The 15,416-nt window shown below is 55.9% G+C and carries 12 protein-coding genes and 1 pseudogene; 7 read left to right on the forward strand and 6 right to left on the reverse strand.

From position 1 onward, the window contains the following. Positions 1 to 27: 27 nt before the first annotated feature. A pseudogene (locus tag ACRESJ_RS12460) lies at positions 28 to 600 on the forward strand (MgtC/SapB family protein); the annotation flags it as partial. A 252-nt stretch (positions 601 to 852) separates the two neighbouring features. Beyond that, positions 853 to 1,776 carry a universal stress protein gene (locus ACRESJ_RS12465; RefSeq protein WP_431758161.1) on the forward strand — a complete coding sequence of 308 codons (924 nt, stop codon included), beginning with the start codon at positions 853 to 855 and terminating at the stop codon, positions 1,774 to 1,776. Positions 1,777 to 1,828: 52 nt separating this feature from the next. Here ACRESJ_RS12465 and ACRESJ_RS12470 read toward each other — a convergent pair whose 3' ends face one another. Further along, a complete protein-coding gene (locus ACRESJ_RS12470; RefSeq protein ID WP_431758162.1) occupies positions 1,829 to 2,392 on the reverse strand; it encodes an N-acetyltransferase family protein in 564 nt (187 codons plus the stop codon). Positions 2,393 to 2,615: 223 nt separating this feature from the next. Here ACRESJ_RS12470 and ACRESJ_RS12475 point away from each other — a divergent pair, with 223 nt between their 5' ends. Further along, positions 2,616 to 3,527, forward strand: coding sequence for a universal stress protein (locus ACRESJ_RS12475; RefSeq protein WP_431758163.1), 912 nt, complete (start codon positions 2,616 to 2,618; stop codon positions 3,525 to 3,527). A 33-nt stretch (positions 3,528 to 3,560) separates the two neighbouring features. Here ACRESJ_RS12475 and fnr read toward each other — a convergent pair whose 3' ends face one another. From fnr to ACRESJ_RS12495, 4 genes are all read right to left on the reverse strand, one after another. Next, positions 3,561 to 4,304, reverse strand: a complete 744-nt coding sequence (gene fnr / locus ACRESJ_RS12480) for a fumarate/nitrate reduction transcriptional regulator Fnr (RefSeq protein ID WP_431758164.1) — start codon at positions 4,302 to 4,304, stop codon at positions 3,561 to 3,563. 186 nt (positions 4,305 to 4,490) lie between these two features. Then, positions 4,491 to 5,396: an amino acid ABC transporter substrate-binding protein gene (locus ACRESJ_RS12485; protein WP_431758165.1), complete on the reverse strand. Its 906-nt coding sequence runs from the start codon at positions 5,394 to 5,396 to the stop codon at positions 4,491 to 4,493. Between the two features lie 70 nt (positions 5,397 to 5,466). Beyond that, on the reverse strand, positions 5,467 to 6,783 hold the full coding sequence (gene potE / locus ACRESJ_RS12490; protein ID WP_431758166.1) for a putrescine-ornithine antiporter: 1,317 nt from the start codon (positions 6,781 to 6,783) through the stop codon (positions 5,467 to 5,469). Between the two features lie 90 nt (positions 6,784 to 6,873). Next, positions 6,874 to 8,064 (reverse strand): cation:proton antiporter, encoded by a 1,191-nt coding sequence (locus tag ACRESJ_RS12495; RefSeq protein WP_431758167.1) that lies wholly within the window; start codon positions 8,062 to 8,064, stop codon positions 6,874 to 6,876. Between the two features lie 297 nt (positions 8,065 to 8,361). Here ACRESJ_RS12495 and ACRESJ_RS12500 point away from each other — a divergent pair, with 297 nt between their 5' ends. Beyond that, positions 8,362 to 9,246 (forward strand): universal stress protein, encoded by an 885-nt coding sequence (locus ACRESJ_RS12500; protein WP_431758168.1) that lies wholly within the window; start codon positions 8,362 to 8,364, stop codon positions 9,244 to 9,246. 49 nt (positions 9,247 to 9,295) lie between these two features. Here ACRESJ_RS12500 and ACRESJ_RS12505 read toward each other — a convergent pair whose 3' ends face one another. Beyond that, a complete protein-coding gene (locus ACRESJ_RS12505; RefSeq protein ID WP_431758169.1) occupies positions 9,296 to 9,721 on the reverse strand; it encodes a potassium channel family protein in 426 nt (141 codons plus the stop codon). 326 nt (positions 9,722 to 10,047) lie between these two features. Between ACRESJ_RS12505 and ACRESJ_RS12510 the strand changes: the two genes are divergently transcribed. The 3 genes from ACRESJ_RS12510 (at position 10,048) to ACRESJ_RS12520 (ending at position 14,895) form a co-directional block, all read left to right on the forward strand. Further along, entirely contained in the window at positions 10,048 to 10,995 is a 948-nt protein-coding gene (locus ACRESJ_RS12510; RefSeq protein WP_431758170.1) for a universal stress protein, read from the forward strand. A 70-nt stretch (positions 10,996 to 11,065) separates the two neighbouring features. Beyond that, entirely contained in the window at positions 11,066 to 12,421 is a 1,356-nt protein-coding gene (locus ACRESJ_RS12515) for an MBL fold metallo-hydrolase RNA specificity domain-containing protein (protein ID WP_431758171.1), read from the forward strand. 1,010 nt (positions 12,422 to 13,431) lie between these two features. Beyond that, positions 13,432 to 14,895 carry an aldehyde dehydrogenase family protein gene (locus tag ACRESJ_RS12520; RefSeq protein ID WP_431758172.1) on the forward strand — a complete coding sequence of 488 codons (1,464 nt, stop codon included), beginning with the start codon at positions 13,432 to 13,434 and terminating at the stop codon, positions 14,893 to 14,895. Positions 14,896 to 15,416 lie beyond the last annotated feature (521 nt).

Below are 15,416 nucleotides of genomic sequence, written 5' to 3' on the forward strand. Positions count from 1 at the left end.
CGGGGGGCTCAAGCAGATGACAACCTGATGAATGAAGCCATTGATTTGACAGGTGCAGCCGCTGCCTTGGGGGTTGGCATGCTCATCGGTCTTGAGCGCGAACGGCACAAAGGACAGGACGAGGCACGCGCTTGTGCCGGTTTGCGCACGTTCGCGATATCTTCATTGTTGGGGTATGTATCCATGCAGGTCGGTGGCAGCCTGCTCGTGGGTATCGTAGCCATGGTCGTGGGGATACTGGTCACCGTGGCGTACTGGCGAAGCTTGAGTGAAGACCCTGGCGTGACCAGTGAAGTGGCGTTATTCATGGTGTTGGTACTGGGGGCGTTGTGTGGCTCGAACCCCGAACTGGCGATTGCCGTCGCCGTAGTGATGGCGGGCTTGCTGACCTATCGGGAAAAGCTTCACTACTTTGCCCGCAGCCAACTGACCGATGCGGAATTGGGTGACGGCCTGATCCTGCTGACGGCTGCGCTGGTGGTGCTGCCTTTGGCGCCGGATCGCTTTATCGGCCCCTACGCGGCGATCAACCTGCGCACCATTTGCAGTCTGACCGTATTGTTGATGGCAGTGGGCGCGGTTGGGCATATTGCCGTTCGATGCCATTGTTGGCCCGCTGCTCATCGGGATCAGCAGTAATTCGGTCACCAAAGGAGTGGTGGCCTGGGTCAGCGGCGGGCGACGGTTTGCCGCCTTCGTGATTCCGGGGCAGGCGTTGCTGACTCTGGCGATGTGGGCAGGCATGTGGGTGTCATGAGGGACATCACTGATAAAAATCAAATGGTCGCAACGGGGAACAATCAATCTGTGATTGACCAACCGGTCTGAAACGCCCATGTGCCGAGGTGCCCCATGTTGCAGACTCAACGGTTACTCCTGATCGCTCCTTCAGCCATGACCCGGACACCCGCATTCGATCGGGCCGCTGCAATAGCCCTTGCGATGCAATTGCCCTTGCATATCGTAGCGTTCGACTATTCACAGGCTCTGGCGGTGGCGGGGCTTTTCGACCCGCAACAGTTCAGTCTGGCTCGGGACGGTTATCTGCAAACCCATCGCCAATGGCTCGCAGAGCAGGCCGGATTGATGAGCAAGCACGGCGTCGAGGTCACCAGCGAGGTGGTGTGGGTACAACATCCGTATGAGGAGATCCTGCACTTCATCAACGAAATGCCGCTGACACTGATCATCAAGGACGCCCATGAGGAGTCGACCTTCAAGCGCGTGTTTTTTGCGCCGCTGGATTGGCAACTGCTGCGCGACTGCCCTGTGCCGGTGCATCTGGTGACCACCCCGCTGCATCCCCGGCCACGCAGCCTGCTTGCCATCATTGATGTGTTGCGCGATGAGGACCAGGACCGCGTATTCAATGATCAGATTATCGATGCCGCAGCGAAACTGGCTGCGCTCTGTGATGCAAGCCTTGAGTTGCTGCATGTGTATGACTGGACGGCGGTCTATGCGCAGGACATGGGCTTTGCCGCGTTGCCGCTGGCAAGCGGGGTCTATGAAATGTTGGGAGCGGCTCAGCAGGAAGCTTTCGCAGCCATTGCTGAGCGCCACGGCGTACCTGTGGAATGTCGTCACTTCATTGAAGGTGCCCCAGTGCCGAGTATTTGCGAATTCGTCTCGCAATACGGCACCGATGTCATCGTCATGGGCACGGTGCAGCACAAGGGCTTGAGTAAACTATTGGGAACCACGGCCGAGCAACTCCTGCATCGGGCGCCGTGCAGTGTGCTGGCGATCAAGCCAGGACAATCGCTTCAATGCTGAAAGCTGGCTCACCCCGCGATGTATCTATGGCTGAACATCGCGGGGCGATTTCCTACAGGTATAGGCGATGGATGACCTGGCGACTGTCGTCAGGGTCATTGTGCGTCTCAAAGCCCAGTGCCTTGGCCAGGTCACGCATCGGTGCATTGCTGGAGGCGTCCACCGAATACATCTGGTGAAAGCCATTTTTACGTGCAGCCTTGATCAAATGCCCCATCAGTAATGTGCCCAATCCCAATTGAGTCCATTCATCGGCGACGGTGACAGCGCACTCGCAGCTATATTCGCCGGTCGCCGAATAGCGGCTAACACCGATTTCGACCAGTTGGCCGTTGTCATGGGCCAGAGCGACATAGGCCAGGCGCAAGCTATCGTCGGTATCCATCAATTGATTGAGCATCGCAGCACTTGGTTCGCTGATCTGCGCGAGAAAGCGCATGTGTCGAGACTCTGGAGACAGCTTTTTGATGAAGGCGTATTCACGGTCGCGATCCTTTTCTGTCAGCGGTCGGATCAGCACGTGGCGGCCGTCCCGCAGCGATTCGATCCAATATTGACCCTCGACCTTGGCATAGGGGGCCGCAGCCCGATCATTGTGATCTTTGACGGTGAGCATGGGGTGTTCCTCCAGCGCGGTTGGAAGGTAGGCGCGCAGTAAAAAAACTGCGTCTGACTCCTTTTCTACGCCGTTACCTGGACTTGAATCTGATCTGGATCAGGCGTCTGTGCCGGTGGCGATGATTGAGGTGCGCTTGATGTAAATCAAACGGCGCGCAGTATTGGAGCGCAGTCTTGAGACATGCCTGTACGTGATACCTCGGTCAGAACGGAGGTGCGTGATGAGTCAATATCAACGTTTTCTGCTGGTCGCCGACCAAACCCTGCAACAGTCCCCTGCCCTGATGCGCGCTGTTGCCCTGGCCAAGGCAGCCGGGGCCGTGCTGGACGTCCGAGCGTTTATCGAGCCGACGCCGGTGGTTCATTTGTGGCAGGAAAAAGTCGACGACACAGAGCATCAGCGCTATTTGCGCCGCTATCGCCGCTGGGAGGCCGAAGAGCTTGACCGGCTCAGAGACCTGGGGCTGGAGGTGACGGTCAAAGCCGTGTTTACCACTCATCCTCTGCTGGAAATTCTGAAGACGATTGAAGACCTGCAACCCGATCTGCTGATCAAGGATGTCACCCTTGAACCCGTACTCAAACGGGTATTCATTACCCCGCTTGATTGTCACTTGCTACGTGAGTGCACGATCCCCGTGCATTTGGTCAACCATGTCCGTTACAGCTTGCCGCATCGGATTGTGGCGGCAGTGGACCCGTTCGATCCGTCGACACAAATCAGCGGGTTGAACGACACCATCATTCAGACCGCTAACGCCCTGGCCCTGCAATGCGATGCGCCGCTGCACCTGTTGTACGCCTATGACTTATCGCCCGCGTTCAACAGTGACGCGCCACTGGCTGGAGGCGGTTGGGGGGTGGACGTCAGCGAGGAACTGCGCCAGTCCTTGCATCAGGCGTTCATTACATTGGCGCAGCGCTACGGCGTGCCATCGGAGCGACGGCATTTCGTCATGGGGCTGCCGGTGCCGGTCATCAGTGAGTTCGTCGAGCAATATCTGGCCGATGTCGTTGTGATGGGCACCTTACACCGAGTGGGCCTCGACCGGCTGATCGGCAGCAATACAGAGCGCGCACTGTATACGGTGCCGGGCAGCATTCTGGCGGTCGGGCAGCGTGTTCGGGAGTGAACACGACCTTGGCGGTGGTGGACGCACTGAGTGTCAACTGAGGTGGCGATGGCAGCCCGCGATCAGTTGCTTGAGCCCGTCCATGTTCAGGATGGTGACGTCGCGGCCGCTGATTTCCACCAGTCGCTGGTCACGCAGGTGAGCGATGCCTCGACAGATGGTTTCCAGTCGCAGGCCCAGATAAGAGCCGATTTCCTCCCGGCGCATTTTCAACACGAAGCTGGTGGACGAATAACCGCGTGTATTCAATCGCTGAGACAAATTCAGCAGAAACGCCGCAAGGCGTTCATCCGAGTTCATATTGCCCAGCATCATCAACATATCGTGATCGCGAACAATTTCCCGGCTGAGAATCTTGTTCAGATTGTGCTGCAACGAAGGCAGTTCCCGGGCGAGTTTTTCCAGTTGCGTGAAATGGATGGGGCAGACCTCGCTGTCTTCCAGGGCAATCGCATTACACGCATGTTGATCGGTGCTGATGGCGTCCAGACCGAGCATTTCCCCGGGGATCTGGAACCCCGTGACTTGCTCGCGACCATCGACTGAAAGCACGCTGGTTTTGAAGGAGCCGATGCGTACGGCATACAGCGAACGCAACGGATCGCCTGCACGATAGAGCGCTGCGCCTTTACGGACCTTCAATCGTTGCACGATCAGCGTGTCCAGCCGCTCGATTTCCAGATCTGTCAGGCCAATCGGCAAGCACAACTCCAGAACGCTGCAATTGGAACATGCCGCTTTGAGGTAGTGAGCTTGATTGGCACGGGATTCCGACATTTCCAATCTGTCCTTACGAATGTGCCTTTGGCAAACGTGCATTCAGTATAGGGCGTGCTCACGGCGACAGACCTGCCAACAAGGCCGTTCTCAGTGATGCCGATGAATGGTAAGCACGTCCTGATCCAGCCAGGCAGATTGAATTTGGCGCCGTTCCTCGCATTCAGTGGATAAGCTCTTTGTTCCTCATGGGATCGCGTAGACCTTGAACAACTTTCTGGCTGTGACGCTGATACCTCCCAGGTATTTGTTGTAAGCCAGCTCTATTTCCCCTGAACGGTACATCTCGCTTAGTGCGGTATCGACAAGTAAGCGGAAATTTTCGTCGTCACGATCAAGCGCCATCGCAGTGGGCGCGTATTCGAATATACGGTCGAGTAATGTCAGGTTGTCTGCAGCGTCATGGGTGCTGAGGAGGTTGCTCAATAGCATGCGCTCAGCAAAGAACACATCGGCTTTGCCGTCAGCCACCAGTTTCAGGCCTGCCTCGGTACTATCTACCGTGACCAGCCTGGACACTATCCCCAGTGATTGCATCTGCTGACGAATCCATGATTCGGTGACTCCACCGGCAGTGGTGGCGAAGGTTGCGTTGGCCAGCCCACCGTTGATTGTCGCACGCCAGGTCGGCCCGGTATGGGCGACCTTGCCATTGAGCACATTGAGCAACCCGGCAGGTGCATCCTGTCGTACGACCGACGAAAGTCCTGCCGTGTAGACCGGCACCGAGTAACTGACGGACTTGCGTCGCACCAGCGTGGGTGGTGTCGGTGTACACAGTATGTCGATTTTGCCCGAGCTCACGGCATCCATCTCCCCAGCGATTTCCACGGGCAGGTAGCGCACCTGCAACGCTGGCAGATTCAACTGGACCTTAAGTTTCTCGGCGACTTTCAAACATAGATCAATGGCATAACCACTGGCCTTATCGCCCGACTGGGTACTGAAGGGCGCAAAGCCCGGCAAGTAGCCGAGGGTAAAGGTATTGCTCGCCTGCACGCGTTCAAGGGTGTTTGCAATGGCGAGTGGCGGCGCCAGCATCAAAAGGCTGGCAAGCAGTAGATAAGTGGTGTTGCCGGTTTTGATGTTCATATCCTGATGCCCCGGATTCAGCTGCTTTTGCAACTCTGAAGTGACTGCTACGCGTTATCGGTTCTGTCATTTACGCAGGGTCCTCTTGGACAAAACGTTTGGCGAGGAAGCCGTAAAGCAGAAAACCGAACGCAAGGACGATGGCACCGCCGAAAACGGCATCCCTTCCGCAAGCAAAGAGCGCGTATAGGGAATACGACACAGCGATCAGCAGTAACGTCGTGTTGCGTACGTATACGCCAGCACTGACATGGGCTTTGTACATCATCACCAGCAGACCGGTGGCAGCCGTCACGTAAGGGATCAGGTTGGTCACTGCTGCCAGGCTGACGAGTTTTGCAAATTGGGTGCTGGCATTGGGCGAAATGGTCGACAGTGCCATCAGACTCTGCAGCACCGCGCAGACAATCATGCCGACAATGGGGGCGCCCCGTGTACTGACCTTGCTGAAGAGTGATGGAAACATACGCTGGTCAGCGGTCATTTTCGCCGTCTGCGCCAAGGTGAACTGCCAGCCCAACAGTGAGCCGATGCAGGCCACCACAGCCAGCACCATGATGATGTTACCAACGACCGGATTGAACATTTGCGCGTAGACGAGTGCGAAGGGAGCCGAGGCGTTGGCCAGCTCCATATTGGGAATGATGCCCTGAATGACTGTGGTGGACAGCACATAGACAACGGCAGCGCCCAGCGTACCGAGCAAACAGGCCAACGGTACGGTGTGTTTGGGATTTTCCACGGCATCGGAAGCCTGAGCCGCCGATTCCATGCCGAGAAACGCCCACAGGGTCAAGGGAATAGCCTTGCTGATGGCGTCCTGGATGGGCAAGTTGTTCGGGTTCCAGGCGGCTACGAAGACGTCGGGTTTGAACCAGAACCAGCCGATGATGCTCAAGCCGGCGACCGGAATAATGACACCCCAGACGGTTATTGCGCCGATCCTGCCGGTGATGCCCGGACCACCAAAGTTAGCCACGGTAGTCAACCAGAGCAGGCTGACCGTACCGACGAACAGCGGCACGGCGCCACTGCCCAGCCAAGGCAGGAAAGCCGTCATGTAGCCCACTGCGGAGATCGCGACGGCCACATTGGCAATCGCCAGAGAAAGAAAGTACAGGTACGAACAAAGGAAAAATCCGGATTTGGCGTGCGCCTCTTCGGTGTAGGCAGACAATCCTCCCGGTCGCGGGCAGAAGATTCCACACTGGGAAAAACAATAAGCGATCGCCATGGAACCGATAGCGGTCACAATCCATGACAGCAACGATACGGCGCCAAGTTGGGCCATGCTCGTCGGCAACAGGATGATGCCTGACCCCATCATGTTCACCGTCACCAGAGTCGTCAGTCCCATGAGACTCATTTTCTTGCTCGCTTCGGCCATCGCACACTCCCTGATTTGCTCAATGTCAGCTTGCATTGCTCAGCTGGTCACCACGCTAACCTTAGTAACGAGCGGTCCAACTGACAATTGTCAATGATTACGACTGGCCAGCCGTGCAGTCCATGGGTTGGCACTCAGGCCATGGAGTACCACGCTGAGTAAGACCGTACAGACCGCCGTAGCCACCAGCGTACGACTGGCGCTTATAGGGTAGTCCAGGATCATGACGGCGAAGACAATACTGGCCAGTCCTCGCGGGCCGAACCAACCGATGAAAAGGCGGGTTTCAAAATTGAAGCCTGTCCCCGTCAGGCTGATCAACACGGGCAGTATGCGAATTGCGCTAAGACTGAGCACTGCGTACAGCCAAATGCTCAGGGTGAGACTGCTCCAGGCCCAAGGAATCACCATTGCGCCGAATACAACCCAGGTAATGACCGATAACAGGCTGGCAATTTCTTCGCCAGCCTCGAGCAAATGGTGCTTTTGTTCGCTGAACAAGTGGCTTGCAAGCAACCCGCCGGTGAACGCAGCGATAAAGCCGCTGGCGCCGAGTGCTTGCGCTGCAGCGAAGCAAAGGATCGCGAGACCGGGCAGGGTCAACTGTGACCACATGGGCGTTTGCCAACGATGTCTTCCTGAGTAGCGTTGCAACAGCCAGGCGATGTACGTCAGGACCATACCCACCAATGCACCAATGCCCAACTCTTCGAGAACCAGTTCCAGTGACAGTGACAAGGGAGACTGAGTTTGCTCTTCCACCAGCAGTGCCAGGAGCATCAGCAACACCGGAACGCAGATGCCGTCATTCAGCCCGCTCTCGACATTCAGGCCCTCTCGCACCGGCGCGGGAACCTTCAGGTTGCTCACCACAGCCTTGCCCAGCGCTGCGTCGGTGGGGGCCAGAAGCGTTGCCAGAATAGCCAGTTCCAATCGCGGGATCTGTGGCAACAACCAGATGCCGATCAGCCAGCCGCCGAGGATGGTCAACGGGAGCCCTATCATCAACAATCTCAGTGGCAAGCCTTCGTGCGCCCGTAACACCTTCAAATCGGCATTCGCCGCATCGCTGAACAGCACAATCGCCAAAGTCAGTTCAGCCAGGATCCTGAGCCCTTCTCTGTCGATCCGGGGTTGCAGAATGCCCAGAAACGATGGGCCGAGAAGCAGGCCCGCAAGCATGAACATAAGCGGACCATTGAGCAGGCGTGACTCGAAACGCCCCGCAAACAGGCTGTAGATCAGGAGAAAAGCGGCAATTATCGCCAGGTTTTGATACATCGAAGGTCCGCCTGTTCAGTGAATGTTCCATTTCGATGTTTTTCGCAAAGCTACCCGATGACGTGATGATTTCCTCTGGCCCGTTGTCCTCGATGCGACTGCTGATGAGTGCAAACGCGCGCCTCTTCATTGAGCATCAGCCGCGGTTCCCGTTGTTGATGTAGATCAAGTCGCAAGGGCAAGCCGCTCGCAGAATCGACCTATCAAGCCGCACGCACTGCTCAATGGTTGCGCGTCAATTGGCGTCCAATCGATCAGCGGCTCGCATTGTATTTTTCGCCTGAATGGAGGCCCGCCATGAGTCAGTATCAACGTCTGTTGTTGATCGTCGATCCGACCCTGCGCCATTCCTCGGCCTTAACCCATGCAGCAGCACTGGCCAAGGCCAGCGGCGCGAGTTTGCATATCGCCGCGCTGGTTCCCTCATTCAAATGGTTGAGGCTGCTTGAAGAAGGTGATCGCGAGCTGGCTCGCAAGCGCTATCTGCAAGACCATCGCGACTGGCTCGAGGTTCAGGCTGGAAATCTGCGTGACAGAAGGATCGAGGTCACTGTTGAGGTTGTCTGGGCCGACGACATGAAGCAGGACATCCTCGATCACGTCACGGAGCTGCAACCTGACCTGTTGATCAAGCAGATACAGTACGAATCAGTACTCAATCGAGCCTTCTTCACACCTTTGGACTGGCACCTGCTGCGCCACTGTCCGATACCAGTGTTTCTGGTGGGAGGGAGCGGCTTTGTATTGCCACGTAAAGTGGTTGCCGCGGTTGAAGTGTCTGCCAGTGAGTCAGTCGACAATGAGCTGAACGAGCGGATTATCAAGCAGGCTTGCAGTCTTGCCATGCAGTGCAACGCGCAATTGCATTTGTTATACGCATGCGATATCTCGGCCGCTTTTCTGGCGGACATGGGCGGCCTGACGCTCGCTGACCTTACCATGGCGCTTCGTTGTGACCTTGAAAGGTCTTTTCTGAAGTTGGCAAGCCAGTTCGCAGTACCCTCCAATCGTCGACATTTCATTGAGGGAAATCCGGTCACAGCTTTGAGTAAGTTCGCCAATGACCACCATATGGATGTGATCGTGATGGGCCGAGTCCAGTCCCATCGGGTGGACAAACTTCTGGGCAGCACGACCGAACATATTCTGTATCAGGTGCCTTGCTGTGTTCTGGCCGTTTAGATGGAATCCATACGCAGCTAAACGGCTGCAAATGATGAACGTGGAAAGCTCATTTTCGCTTCCAGTATTTCTGCATTTCCAGAAACAAAAAGGATGCGGTCCACGTGATGAGGACCAGCCCGGTAAGGGCTTGCAGCCCGGTCAAATATTTGAGGTTGCCCACCGGTGAGATATCACCGAAGCCAATTGTCGTGTATGTCGTAAAGGAAAAGTAAACACAGTCCATCAACGAACCATCGAAGTTGCCCGTCAGACTGCCCCATCTGCCGGAGTGCACCATCAAGTAGTAGACCAAAGCAAAACACCAGACCTCTGTGGCATGAGCCAGCAGAGCGCCAAATACCCCAAGCACGATTCTGAAGCGGCTCCACAGCTTGAGCCGGGGTAGCCAGTCATTGAGACGTAACAGACATTCGTAATGGATCACCACGGCAGCGATGACCACCAGGGCATTGATCAGCATGACTGTCAGCATGGCGTATCTCCAGCAATGTCGGGGCTTCGAGCCATTCCAGGCTATTCAACGCCGCTTCGATTCGCACCTGATGACGCCCTCCGTGAAGTTTGGGGCCATGGCGATCCGTGATTGCCGGCCAGTCTTTTTAATGCCCCAGAACGCAGACGTCTTTGAGGTATATCAACAGGAGGTTTCGCCGTGAGGGAGACTTGTTAATTCAATTGATAAAAATCATAACTTGCGCCAAATAACACCAGATACTCGAACTACGGGTATTTCAGCCCCGGCGGGTTGGGAAAATGGGCTTTCGGGCTGGCAGATAAGTGGATTCAGGGAGGCATGTCATGCTCAAACTCAAACGCATTCTATTGATAGCGCCTAGCGAAATGAGCCTGACCCCGGCGTTTGAACGTGCAAAGGCTCTGGTGCGTGCAACCGGTGCGTCACTGCACATTGTGGCGTTCGATTATGTCCCGGCGCTGGCAGTGGCCGGCCTGCTTGACCATGATGCAATGGCACTGGCACGGGAAGGATATCTGCAGATGCATCGGCACTGGCTGGAGCAACAGGCACGGTTCGAACGATGTATCGGAATGCAGGTGACCACGGAGGTGGTCTGGGCCAGGTCGAGCGTCGCTAATCTGCTTCAGTATGTGAATGAAGTTCGTCCAGACCTGGTAATCAAGGACAGTCATTATGTGCCAGCACTTGACCGTGCCTTTCATCGGCCACTGGATTGGCGGTTGCTTCGCGAGTGCCCAACCCACCTGCACCTGGTGACCAGTGGCAAAAATCCCAAACCCTTGAAAATTCTTGCGGCAATCGATCTGTCTCACCTGGAAGAACTGACTGAGGGATTGAATGACCGAATACTCGATCTGGCATCGACACTGGCGACAAGTTTCGGGGCCGAGCTGCATGTACTTAACGTCAGCCGTTGGTCACAGATGAGCGATGCGCCGATCAGTGTTCCGACAGGTAGTCTCGATGACAGTTTGAGGGCTGCCATTGAAGATGCCCAGCAAGAGGCTTTCGATGCGCTTGCCGAGCGCTATTGCATTAAGCATCCGCATCGACATTCACTGACGGGAACCCCTCACAAGATCATCGGACTTTTCGCTAAAAACAATAGCTTTGACATCGTGGTGCTAGGCACGGTTTATCACCATGGACATGACCGGTTCATAGGCGATACGGCCGAATGCGTGCTCAATCGTGCACCCTGCGGTTTGATGATCGTCAAGCCACTGCCCCTTCCGACTGAGCGTGGCATCGTCGATGCGCGTACCTGATAAAAATCAACTGGTCTTGAGTCAAAAGGAGCAATGAATAGCGCTCCTCAGAATACTCAAGGAAACGGCCATGCGAATCACTTTTTTGGGTGCCGCAGGTACAGTCACGGGCAGCAAGTATCTGCTGGAGCACAGTAACCGGCACATACTGATCGACTGCGGTCTCTTCCAGGGCTACAAACAGCTGCGATTACACAATCGCGACCCGTTCCACATCCCGGTCAGCGACCTCGATGCCATTGTGCTGACCCATGCCCATCTCGATCACAGCGGTTATCTGCCGGTACTGGTGCGCAATGGTTATCGTGGCCCGGTTTACGCCACGTCGGCGACCTGCGAGCTCGCAAAAATTCTGCTGCTAGACAGTGGCCGTTTGCAAGAAGAAGAAGCTGAGTTCGCCAATCGACACGGCTACTCCAAGCACAACCCCGCGTTACCGCTCTACACCGAGCAAGACGCCGAGCAAGCACTGAAACTATTGCGGCCGATGGAGTTGCATCAAAAGATCGAAATTGTCCAGGACGTGACTATTGAGCTTCGTTGCGCCGGACATATCCTGGGAGCCGCGACAGTCGAGGTGGATGTCGGCGGCCTGGTTGTGGTGTTCTCAGGGGATCTGGGGCGGCCCAAAGATCCTTTGATGTTTGCTCCTGAAACTGTCGAGCAGGCGGATTATCTGCTGGTGGAGTCGACCTACGGTAATCGTCAGCATCCTGTAGAGTCGCCACAGGAACAGTTAGCCGAAGTCATCACACGTACCGCGCTGCGCCGAGGAATCACCCTTGTACCCTCGTTTGCGGTTGGTCGCGCCCAACTGTTGATGTATCACCTGTATCAGTTGAAGAGAAAACGGGCGATTCCCGATGTTCCCATTTACCTCAACAGCCCGATGGCCACCGATGTCACGCGTTTGTACCAGCAATTTCATAAAGAGCACCGACTAACTCTGGAGGAGTGCGAAGGCATGTGCCATGTGGCGCAATTCGTACGTACCGTCGAGGATTCCAGAGAACTTGATCAGCAAAGTACTCCTGCAGTGATTATCGCTGCCAGCGGTATGGCGACAGGAGGAAGAGTCGTCCATCACCTCAAGGCACTGGCTCCCAATCCGATGAATACACTTCTCATGCCTGGCTTCCAGGCAGGCGGAACACGTGGAGCGCAAATTGTGGCAGGAGCGCCTACGGTGCGTATTCACGGCCAGGATGTACCTATCCGAGCTGAAGTCGTACCCATGCAAACGCTGTCCGCACACGCTGATGCCGATGAAATCATGCAGTGGCTACATGGGTTCAAACGACCTCCCAAACATACCTTTGTCGTACACGGGGAGCCTGATGCCTCGGATGTTTTGCGGCGTCGCATCGCTCTGGAACTGGGATGGTCGGTTTCAGTACCGGAGTATCGTGACAGCGTCGAGCTTTGAATATCGATTCTTCTGCAAGCCGTTCAACGTAGTCTAAAGCAAGCCCCTGCCAGTCACCTGGCAGGGGCCTCGCTGACTTTCCATGTCGTACAGTTTGATCCAGATCAAAAAACGTCCTTCCGAGGGAACCATGCTTGTTGTAAGCGTGAGTGGGAGGTCTGGGTCATGATAAACAGCAAACTATCCAATTGCGTACATGCAATACAAAGTTGGTGGCGAGAAGTAAGCGCGCGACGTCCATTTGTTACCGAATCGCTAATAGGCAATCGCGAGATTATTATCCTTCTGTCAATTTTTTTGCGTTTATAGCAATCTATCTCACTTCATTCCACTTCGCCTCACATGCAATGGCCGAGCTGATTCCGGAGTGTACTGTTCGATATGAAATGGAGCTTGAAGCCTCGGATATAATGCCCCCTTCAGAGGCAGTACCTCGAGCCATATGTGAGTGTATGGCTCGCGTGCTTTTGGACAAAAACGGAATTGTGCTGCTTGCGTTGGTAGATAGACGAAAGCTGGATCCACTTTCACTGAACCCCGTGACCGAGGAGGATGAAGCTCTGTGTATCAACACTCTGTGGGAAACCCATTCCGAGGTATTCAAGAGCTTAAAACCGTAGGGTGGTCTCTCACCATGCGGCAACACCTCAAGAGAGCGTTGAGTCGTTGGCGTAACTACATTTTTATCATCGGATGCCGTCGAATGCCTAAGAATGCCTCAAGGTCGACCGTTCGATTCACAACGTATGCAATCTCCCCGCGCTGACCAACCGCGACAAGGTCGGGTTGCCTGACAAGTCATATCCGTGCTGCGCCTCGTTTAGTTTCTATATACAGCAGATTATCCCTTGGCAACTTGAACTACGGCATCTTTTGCCTGGATCGTTTTGTTAGTTTATTGACAAGACAGGGCCCTGGGGATGTGTTCTTCGCCACAGCGCTGCCCTGACTCGCAATCTCTTCTGCCCTGCTGTTCGCAGCGCTTATTTCTGCTCCAAGGAGCTAATTGGATGACGACACAATCTTCGAATAGCTACCGCGTTGATCCGCAAACATCTCACCAGTTTTATATCAACGGTCGCTGGTCTTCCCCGGCAAGCCCGGCAAGTTTGCCGGTGGTCAATCCGGCCAGTGAAGCCGTTGTGGCAGAGGTCGCACGGGGGACTGCCGAGGATGTTGACCGGGCAGTAGCTGCAGCCCGTGCCGCGTTTCCAGGATGGGCTGCCACCCGCGCAGAATCGCGCGCGGATTTTCTTGGAAAGATCTACGACCTGATCCTTGAACGCAAAGAGGAACTTGCACAGGCCCTCTCTCTGGAAATGGGTGCGGCGATCAGTTTCTCACGGGCCATGCAGGTGCCTTTGGCGGCCGAACACGTTCGGGTCGCCCGTGATCTTCTGTCCACCTATGACTTCCAGACAGTTGAAGCCGGCACCGCGATTGCCCGCGAACCCATCGGCGTCTGCGGCCTCATCACTCCATGGAATTGGCCGCTGTATCAAATCACCGCCAAGGTCGCCCCGGCGATTGCGGCCGGATGCACCGTGGTCCTCAAGCCAAGCGAACTGTCACCGCTGAGCGCCCTGCTTTTCGCACAACTGGTACACGATGCAGGCTTGCCACCGGGTGTCTTCAACCTGGTGAATGGCAGTGGTCCCGATGTCGGCGAAGCCATCGCTGCCCATGCCGATATCGACATGATTTCGATCACCGGCTCCAACCGCGCGGGCGCGCTGGTGGCACAAGCGGCCGCCCATACCGTGAAACGCGTCACTCAAGAACTGGGGGGCAAGTCGCCAAACGTGCTGCTGCCCGATGCCGACTTCGCCAAAGTCGTGCCACTGGGCGTGATGACTGCGTTTCGTAACGTCGGACAATCGTGCAGCGCCCCGACCCGAATGATCGTGCCCAGGAACAGGCTGGCGGAGGTCGAAGCACTGGCTGCCGCGACCGCCAATGCGATCATCGTGGGTGATCCACAATCGGAAGAGACGGTACTCGGTCCGATTGCCAACGAGGCCCAATACAAGCGCGTGCAAGCCATGATCGAGGCGGGCCTGAACGAGGGGGCAAAACTCGTCTGCGGCGGCCCCGGTCGCGTACCGGGCTATGAAACGGGGTTCTATGCTCGGCCGACTGTTTTCTCCGAGGTCGATTCATCCATGCGTATCGCCCAGGAAGAAATCTTTGGGCCGGTGCTGTGCATCATTGCCTATGAAACGATCGATGAGGCAGTCGCTATCGCCAACGATACGGTGTATGGGCTGAGTGCTCATGTTCAATCACAGAGCCTTGAACGTGCACGAGCTGTAGCCTCGCGAATCCGCGCAGGACAAGTGCTGCTGAACCACCCTGCGTGGAATCCAATGGCGCCATTTGGTGGCTACAAACGATCCGGCAATGGTCGTGAGTTTGGTGTGTACGGTTTTGAGGAGTATCTGGAAACCAAAGCCATCGTCGGCTTTGGTGAGTAATCTCGGAACGCACACAACTCTGTAGGAGCTGCCGCAGGCTGCGATCCTTTGATCTTGCTTTTCAAGAATCAAAAGATCGCAGCCTCGTTGCACTCGACAGCTCCTACACATTTGGCGATGACCCGTAATCCCCCTGTAATTGTATGGACTCGCCCACGCCGAGGCATCGAGGTGCCACGGTGGCATCAGGATTGACGCGTCATCGTTGACGATCTTCGCTGGCAAGCCAGCTCCTACAGTGTTGCGGGTGTTTGGTGATGGTTTGGCATGTCACAAATCCGTAGGAGCCGGCTTGCTGGCGATGGTGGTAGTGAGGACGCCATCGCTGGCAAGCCAGGCTCCTACAGTTGATGCGCCCACCCATTGCTTCTCACCACTCAACAGGCCGAGTGTCAGCTCGCCTGCAGCTTTTGATCTTGATCCACCCGCCCCCTCGGCAGGCTGAGTGGAGGTGTTCATCCGGGGATTGGCGCGCAGCGCCGTTCGACGCAGTCGAACTCATCGCATGTAGGTGCCAGCGA

This window comes from Pseudomonas sp. (assembly GCF_050739655.1).
GTDB lineage: Bacteria > Pseudomonadota > Gammaproteobacteria > Pseudomonadales > Pseudomonadaceae > Aquipseudomonas.

Excerpts from the sequence above, each read along its gene's own strand:
- potE (WP_431758166.1), bottom strand. The coding sequence starts at position 6,783 with ATGGCCGAAGCGAGCAAGAAAATGAGTCTCATGGGACTGACGACTCTG.
- fnr (WP_431758164.1), bottom strand. The coding sequence starts at position 4,304 with ATGTCGGAATCCCGTGCCAATCAAGCTCACTACCTCAAAGCGGCATGT.
- ACRESJ_RS12470 (WP_431758162.1), bottom strand. The coding sequence starts at position 2,392 with ATGCTCACCGTCAAAGATCACAATGATCGGGCTGCGGCCCCCTATGCC.
- ACRESJ_RS12505 (WP_431758169.1), bottom strand. The coding sequence starts at position 9,721 with ATGCTGACAGTCATGCTGATCAATGCCCTGGTGGTCATCGCTGCCGTG.
- ACRESJ_RS12495 (WP_431758167.1), bottom strand. The coding sequence starts at position 8,064 with ATGTATCAAAACCTGGCGATAATTGCCGCTTTTCTCCTGATCTACAGC.
- ACRESJ_RS12485 (WP_431758165.1), bottom strand. The coding sequence starts at position 5,396 with ATGAACATCAAAACCGGCAACACCACTTATCTACTGCTTGCCAGCCTT.
- ACRESJ_RS12500 (WP_431758168.1), top strand. The coding sequence starts at position 8,362 with ATGAGTCAGTATCAACGTCTGTTGTTGATCGTCGATCCGACCCTGCGC.
- ACRESJ_RS12465 (WP_431758161.1), top strand. The coding sequence starts at position 853 with ATGTTGCAGACTCAACGGTTACTCCTGATCGCTCCTTCAGCCATGACC.
- ACRESJ_RS12520 (WP_431758172.1), top strand. The coding sequence starts at position 13,432 with ATGACGACACAATCTTCGAATAGCTACCGCGTTGATCCGCAAACATCT.
- ACRESJ_RS12475 (WP_431758163.1), top strand. The coding sequence starts at position 2,616 with ATGAGTCAATATCAACGTTTTCTGCTGGTCGCCGACCAAACCCTGCAA.
- ACRESJ_RS12515 (WP_431758171.1), top strand. The coding sequence starts at position 11,066 with ATGCGAATCACTTTTTTGGGTGCCGCAGGTACAGTCACGGGCAGCAAG.
- ACRESJ_RS12510 (WP_431758170.1), top strand. The coding sequence starts at position 10,048 with ATGCTCAAACTCAAACGCATTCTATTGATAGCGCCTAGCGAAATGAGC.